Source organism: Photobacterium japonica (assembly GCF_050337005.1).
GTDB lineage: Bacteria > Pseudomonadota > Gammaproteobacteria > Enterobacterales > Vibrionaceae > Photobacterium > Photobacterium japonica.
This window is the reverse complement of the sequence record NZ_JAKJSN010000049.1, coordinates 38,576-45,916: the sequence shown is the minus strand read 5'-3', so window position 1 is coordinate 45,916 and position 7,341 is coordinate 38,576. Positions and strand designations below refer to the sequence as shown.

Genomic DNA, 7,341 nt, shown 5'->3' with positions numbered 1-7,341 from the left:
GTGATTGAGGACAATAATCACCCGTATATATTGGCGGGTGATTATTTCTGGAAAAATTATAAATAAAATAACCTGGCTTTATGCTTCTTCCATCCCCCATGGCCCGAATAATTGATAGCATTTCACCATCTACATTTTCATCTTTGCTTTGCATTGCTCCTGCATGTAGACCTCCTTGTGAGGGGGGACGCTGGAAGTTATATAATGCAGGTTTGAGCCAATGCAAAAGTTTCATAGGAAAATCATGTTGCGTACAATAGTATCGCGTGCCTGTTTGGAGCTCTAAGTATCGTGGTGAAACAATAGATAAGTGATCGACATTTTTAATAAATAAATAAAGATTATTATTATATGTTATACGACCTAATTCTTCAGTATTAGCRGGAAGGTTATTGTGGTCAATGATTTGTGGTAAATCAGGGTTAATGGGGTATTCTTGTTTCATATTAGACATATGAATCGTTCCGTTATAGTCATTTGAAATTAAAGTCATTCATTTTTAGTGTGTTAGCTATCTCATTTTTATTCTGATACGATACGTTTAGGTAAATTGATTAAATTTCTGACTCATACACCTCTGGTTTAAATCCAAGTGTAATCGCTTTATCGTACCAACTTTGCCCTTCTGAACCTTCACCGTTCTGTATGCAGCTCTCATTAATGTACAAGGTCTAAAGTTATCGTTTCATCAAAGGTATTGAGTTCTCTTTTTACTGCACAATAAAATTATGCACTTTATACACCAGTAGCTCACCGTGAGCGATGCGCAGGCTGAGTTCGTTGACCATGTCATCACGAGTCTTGTGGTGTTGAAGGGGGGTTGGGCACAGCTGATGGTACAAATGGCGCAAATCAAACCGGTAGCCCCAGCGGTTGGAGTGGGTCAATAACAACTGTTTCGCACGGTAAGGGTGGCGATACTGCGTTTGTGCTTGGCTGGGATCACTCTCTAACGGGCGGCTGGCCGCCGTGATCACAAAACACAGACCGACAGGGTTCACCAGTAAAGTGCGGTCAAATTTGGCTTGGGATAGGGCGTTTTCAATCGTTAACATGGGTCTCTGCCGACAAGAAAAGAAAAGGCGAATCTCGGTTGGAGTCTTCGCCTATGGCTGCATATTGAGGCGTTATTCCGCGTCGTTCATTTTGGCTACTCGTTCATTTTTGCTAAGAGTGCATTGGCTTTTTTCTTCACTCGTGCGGCAGAACGACGGTGCCCTTTACTCTGGAAAGTATCGGCAAAATCCAGGTATTTCGTGACCATCGCTAAACGAATTTGCGTTAACAAACTAAAGTCAATCGGGACGTCCTTTGCCATGTCTTGCACGGAATTAGACAGCGAATCGAGCTGCGTAACCGTGGTTAATTTTTGGAGGGTTTCATTGAATTTTTGAAACTTGCTATCATAAATTAACTCCGCGGCTTTATACGGGAATTCGGCTTGGTTGCCGGCCTTACGTTGCTCGTCATAGGCTTCCATCGCTTTAATCGAGGACTTCAAAACCTCCCCTTTGGCGAGCAGTTGTTTGTGATGCTCGCTTTGGGTAAAGACGGTTTCACCGATTTTTAACAAATGCTGAATTTCAGCCAAATCAAGTTGGCTGATCGCGGTATTAAACGCATCCGTAAAGACGTCTTCGGATTGTTTGTTTGGCGTGAAAAGGTAATTTTTGCGTATCGATTGCAAATCGCTGAGCAGTAAATAAATGTCATCCCCATTTTCTTGCGGGTAGTAAAGGCCTTTTTCCAATAAAGAAATCAGGCGGTTTTCCACCATTTCAGTCGCTGATTGCCAGTTGTGTGTGATGGTCTCTGATAAATGAGTGAGCAATTGCGAGTCCGGATACAGGGCTTTTGCTTCCTTCAGCTTATCTTCAATCGCATAGTAGTCTGGGTAGCGATTTTCACGGTTATTGAGAATGGCGTTGACCTGATCTTCATACTGCGCCAATAGCTGTGATTGACGCTGGCGTAATAACCCTTCTTTTAGTAGCACTTTGTCAGCCGGTAACCGATGCGCCGTATTAACGACTTTATCCAGCGGCAGTTTGGTCAACGATTTGTCGTCGATGATCTCTTGTTCAAGGGTGTGGATCTGCGCGTTGAAATCATTCACTTGTTGGGTGTAGAACTGATAGCCCACCCCCATCGCTGCCGCGAGCGCAATCACAGTGGTCGTGCCCATGACGGCCGGCCAGCGGCGCTTTTGCAGGCGTTGTTGAAATTCAGGGAAGCTGCCAATACGTTTATTAGCCTGGAAATGCAAACCAGCCCGTAACGTACGCCATTGCTGTCCATTTATGTGTTTGGGTTTGCTGGCGGTCAGGTTGGATTTTTGTGCTTCGTCAGCCGGTTTACGTTGGAACGGATGCTGGCTGGTCAGTAATTCATAGGCCATGCAGCTAAATGCAAAGATATCATCTTTTAATTCCGGCTTTTCCCCTTCAAGCAAAGACGGGGAGGCATACGTCGGCGTATACCCGCTGATGATATTGGTTTCGTCCTGCACGTCTGTCGCGTAATGATCAATATTTAATTTCAGACCACGAGATACCCCGAAGTCGAAAATTTTAATCACGCCTTCACGGGTCAACATAATATTGCTGGGTTTTAAGTCTGCGTGCACCACACCTTGTTCATGAGCATAGGTCAGCGCGGAAATAACCTGATCGAGAATACTCATGGCTTTTTGGAAGCCCAACCCCCGAGGGCGTGAACGTAAAATGACCTCTTCCAAGGTTTCCCCGTCAATGTATTCCATGACCAAGAAGTGGGCCTGTTTTTCGACCCCGAAATCGTAGACACGAATAATGTTTGGGTGGCTGAGTCGTTGGGTTTTTTGTGCTTCCCGGATCAGGACTTTGGCGGTGTCTTGCTGTTCAAGGTGCTGTTGTTGAAGCACTTTTAGTGCGACAAACGGCGCGTTTACCCCTGCCGCATTGAGCATGAGATCGGTCGCTCGATACACATCACACATGCCACCGTGACCAATTAAGGCCTCGATTTTGTAGCGACCATTAATGACTTGTCCTTCAGACAAGGCCGGCTTACTGCTGGCGCGTGGTGTGGCCGGCTGTGGAGACGTTGTTTGTATGAGGGTCTTATCGTCAGACGATGGATCGTTAGTGGCAATGTTGCTCGGTGTGGTCATTTCGTTAACAGGTTGTTTATCCTTGCTATTTTTAGAACGATCCATGTTGGTGTCGGCTCCACTCATTCTTATTCATGCAAATACCAGTACATTAAATATCAATAGTTCTGAGCAGCGCCTAGACGATAAATCGGATATTGCGGTCAGTCACAACTTTATTCTCGTTTAATGCAACGCGTACATTGTGTTTTTATGAACTCAGACGAATATTTTGAACACTGATTTCCCCACTGATTGCTATTTGCAAAAGATGTTTTTAGTATCCCATCGTCGTAGGAATTTAACTTAATATTTTGTGGTTTTTCGATTTCTACCCTCTTCAATTGTCTGATTTGTTTGTCTTTTTTGATCTATGGATAGGTGCTTTTATTATGGAGTTGATACTTTCGATTGTAAGTTATCATCGTTTCACGTCTGATTTAGAAGCAAAGAAAAGTATTGCTCTTCATGATGTTTCACCCGTGCTGCATATCGGGCGTTCACAAGCGTGTGAATGGTGTTTACCTGACCCTGAGCGGGTCATTTCTGGTCAGCATGCCCGTATTGAAGGTCAAGGTAACGGATTTGTTATTACCGATACGTCAACCAATGGGTTGTTTATTAACCGTTCGGTTGAGGCGTTAGGAAAAGATAATCAATACGAATTACGTGACGGCGATTTTATTTCTTTTGGAGATTATGAAATCGAAGTGGCGATTGGCGAGGTTGCATCCGCGCAAATGGATGCGCCGTTAGCTGACATACCCGTTGATGCACCCGCACAGACGGCGATGCCAGCCGAACCCGTTTCACAATCCGTACCGGAAGAGTGGGACTTTGGCGTTCGCACCGATCAGCTTGCGTCGTCGCAAGCGGTGCAACAAGGGGGATTGTTTGATACCCCTGTTGGTGCACCGTCGTCGTCGTCACTGTTTATTGGCGATTTGGAGGACAATTTTATAGCGCCCGATCGTCAGCAAGACCCGGCTTCCGCGTTTGACGATGAAGAAGCCCCCCTTGCCATTCCTGAAAATTGGAGTGACAACCTGTTGGGTGATTCGTCATCTGACGTTCCACCTGCACGCACGGTAGAGCCCGTTACCGCTCCTGTGGCTGAGCCGATGGTCGATACCGTGGATGCCCCTGTGTTGGCTGACACGGTTGTTGAGGCACCCGTTGTTGAAGCGCCGGTTGTTCATGCCCCCGTCGTTGAAGAACGCATTGCTGAAGCGCGTGTTGCTGAAAAACCCGTTGTTAAAGCAACGATGGTTAAAGAAAACGTTGTTACCCCGCCTGTGGCTAAAGAGCCTGTGCTCGCGAAGGCTGCCGCGCCGATCCCTGACGTTGTGTTACCAGAACCAGAGCCAGAACCTGTGGTCGTGCCATCACAACCTGTTGCCCGTGTCGTCGCGCCAACGCCTGCACCACAACAACGCGCGCCTCAACCCACCGCGGCCGTCTCAGCACCTGAGCCTGCTTATGTGGAAGAAGATGAATTTGATTTAGCGTCGCCCGATCCTGAACGTGCACCGGCCCCCGTTCAGCAAACTGTCGCGCTGGCCCCACAACGTGCCCCTCAGCCGGTTGCGCGTCCTGCGACCCCCGCTGCACAACCCGCTGCACAACCCGCGGTATCGCAACCGCGAACGTTATCGCAGCCTGCGTCAAGTGCTCCGGTCTCAAGTGCACCGGTTTCACGATCAGCTGCGCCACGACAGCCTGTCCATACGCCAACGTCAACACCGCAACCCGCCGCACAACGTTCGGCACCGCATCCGCTATTGGATGGCGATGCCTCAGCCCAAGCATTAGCGTCCTTTATTGAAGGATTGGGCATTGATAGCACCATGGTACCGGATCAACACGCAGAGCAGTGGTGGTTTGAGATGGGGGCATCGATGCAATTGCTCATGACCGGTTTGATGGACAGCTTGCACCAGCGTTCAGCGTTTAAACAAAACAATCGCTTGAATCAAACTTTGTTCAAGCGCCAGGAAAACAACCCACTGAAATTTTCAGCGTCTGTCGAAGATGCGATTCACAACTTGTACAACCGCAAGAGCGCGAGCTTCCTGACGCCAGAAAGGGCGATCAATGAAGCGTTTGACGACATTAAACAGCATGAGCAAGCGTTATTAGCAGGGGTGGAAGGATCGGTACAGAGCATGATGAAACAGCTGTCACCGGACTCTATTTCCCGTGGTGCCGGAGAGCCGTCGTTCTTTGGCCGCATGGCATCTGGCAGTCAGAAAGCACAAAGCTGGGCCGCGTATGTCGAAATGTATGAACGGTTGAACAGTGATTTGGATAGCGCAAAGCATTCGTTTTATGCGGAAGATTTCGTGAAAGCTTACGAAGCGTATTTGAAAGGGGGGAAATAGGATGGGCATGAAGAAAGTGTGGAAAGGGGCAGGTATGGCTGTCGTGGCGGCGTTGTTTTTAGGCGGCTGTACGCTACTGGTCGACCCATATAGCACGTTGAACTTTGATGTGGCGAAAGATGTGAACCCGGATAGGGAAGGGCGTCCATCACCGGTTGTGGTGAAAGTGTTTGAATTGTCATCGCGCACCTTGTTCGACAGCCAAGACTTTTTTGCCCTGTATGACGAGGCAAAAAATGTGCTTGGGCCAGATTTGATCACCAAAAATGAATTTGAATTCTCGCCGGGTGCGAAGCAGACGTATGACTTAACCCTGTCTCCGGGGACGCGTTATGCCGGCATTCTGGTGGCATATCAAGACCTCGAGAACGCCCGTTGGCGTGAAGTGATCGAAATCGATACTTCGGGCTATGACAAATATGACGTGCTGGTTGGTGAGCTGTCGGTTTACGTCAACGAGTAACTGAAAAAGCGTCAATGAAGGAAATAAGAGTATGAGTGATGTAAGCCGTATTGCCTGGAGCGAGGGGATGTTTTTGCGGCCTCAGCATTTCCAGCAGCAAGAACGTTTCTTATTAAATGAATTGGCGCAAGTAGTGGGCCATCATTCACCCTATTTTTGGGGTATCAATGAGTTGCAAATTGATGAGCCTCTGCTCAATCACAGTCAGTTTGGGGTCGCGCGCGTCTCGGCCATGATGCCGGATGGGAGCGCTGTGCTGCTGCCTAAACGTGAACCCCGTCCGCATGCGATCACCGTGGATAAAAGCGTGCGGGATCAAAAAGTGTATTTGGCGGTGCCGATCGAAAAAGCCGGCACGGTCAATACCAGCCCCGCAGACAGCGCGCAGGTCACCCGCTATCGGTTTGATGATCACGAAGTGGTTGATTCGCTGATTGGCCCTGATGCGACCGAAGTGTTGCAGTTATCGCAAATGAGTGTCGAACTGAAATTATCCAGTGAAAGCTTATCCGGCTATGTCGCGATCCCTATCGCGCGCATCATTGAGGTGACGGAAGAAGGCCGCGTTATTACCGATGACAAATTCATTCCGCCGAGCTTAAACGCACAGAAAAACCCGGTGTTGAAGCGCTGTATTGCAGAGCTGCGCGGCATGATCAAATTGCGTGCCGATACCATCGCGAACCGCTTGAGCCAAGGGCAAGGGTCAGCCAGTTCGATTGCCGATTTCTTAATGCTGCAAATGCTCAACCGTTATGAGCCGCTGATACGTCATTTCGATACCACGGAAGGCTTGCATCCCGAAGTACTGTGTCAGCAATTGTTGACCATGGCCGGTGAGTTATCGACCTTTTCGTGTGAGCGTAAGCGTCCCCCGGAATTACCTGTCTACCTGCATGATGATCTCACCACGGTGATGGGGAGCTTGATGGTTGTGCTTAACCAGTTCATGAGCTCGGTACTGGAACAAACGGCCGTGAAATTGCCGATTGAATCGACCAAATTTGGGATCCGCGTGGCGCCCGTGGCAGATAAAGCCCTGCTGGAGCGTGCCACGTTCGTCTTGGCCGTGAAAGCCAGTGTGGAAACCGAGGAATTGCGTCGCCGATTCCCGGCTCAAATCAAAATTGGCCCTGTGGAACATATTCGTGATTTGGTGAATAACCAATTACCCGGTATTTCGACGGCGGCCTTACCGGTTGCCCCTCGCCAGATCCCTTATCACGCGGGCTATCACTACTTCCAATTGGATAAGCACCATGACTATTGGAAGCGATTGAGCGCCAGTGGCGGTATCGCACTGCATTTATCAGGGAAATACCCTGATCTCGATATGCAGTTATGGGCGATTAATGATTAGGCATGAT

6 protein-coding genes are annotated in these 7,341 nt (G+C 48.5%); 3 read left to right on the top strand and 3 right to left on the bottom strand.

Features of this window, described 5'->3' with window-relative positions:
• From L4C36_RS17925 to L4C36_RS17915, 3 genes are all read right to left on the bottom strand, one after another.
• Nucleotides 1–454: hypothetical protein (locus L4C36_RS17925; RefSeq protein WP_428479172.1), on the bottom strand; the 454-nt coding region annotated here is incomplete at its 3' end.
• A 256-nt stretch (nucleotides 455–710) separates the two neighbouring features.
• A complete protein-coding gene (locus tag L4C36_RS17920; RefSeq protein WP_428479171.1) occupies nucleotides 711–1,055 on the bottom strand; it encodes a hypothetical protein in 345 nt (114 codons plus the stop codon).
• Nucleotides 1,056–1,150: 95 nt separating this feature from the next.
• A complete protein-coding gene (locus L4C36_RS17915; RefSeq protein ID WP_428479170.1) occupies nucleotides 1,151–3,196 on the bottom strand; it encodes a serine/threonine-protein kinase in 2,046 nt (681 codons plus the stop codon).
• 326 nt (nucleotides 3,197–3,522) lie between these two features.
• Here L4C36_RS17915 and tagH point away from each other — a divergent pair, with 326 nt between their 5' ends.
• Genes tagH through tssK form a run of 3 tightly spaced genes read left to right on the top strand, consistent with a single transcriptional unit; the run spans nucleotide 3,523 to nucleotide 7,334 of the window.
• Nucleotides 3,523–5,511 (top strand): type VI secretion system-associated FHA domain protein TagH, encoded by a 1,989-nt coding sequence (gene tagH, locus L4C36_RS17910; protein ID WP_428479169.1) that lies wholly within the window; start codon nucleotides 3,523–3,525, stop codon nucleotides 5,509–5,511.
• Nucleotide 5,512: 1 nt separating this feature from the next.
• Nucleotides 5,513–5,974 (top strand): type VI secretion system lipoprotein TssJ, encoded by a 462-nt coding sequence (gene tssJ, locus L4C36_RS17905; RefSeq protein WP_428479168.1) that lies wholly within the window; start codon nucleotides 5,513–5,515, stop codon nucleotides 5,972–5,974.
• Nucleotides 5,975–6,005: 31 nt separating this feature from the next.
• Complete coding sequence (gene tssK / locus L4C36_RS17900) at nucleotides 6,006–7,334, top strand: type VI secretion system baseplate subunit TssK (protein WP_428479167.1); 1,329 nt, start codon at nucleotides 6,006–6,008, stop codon at nucleotides 7,332–7,334.
• The last annotated feature ends 7 nt before the right edge of the window (nucleotides 7,335–7,341 follow it).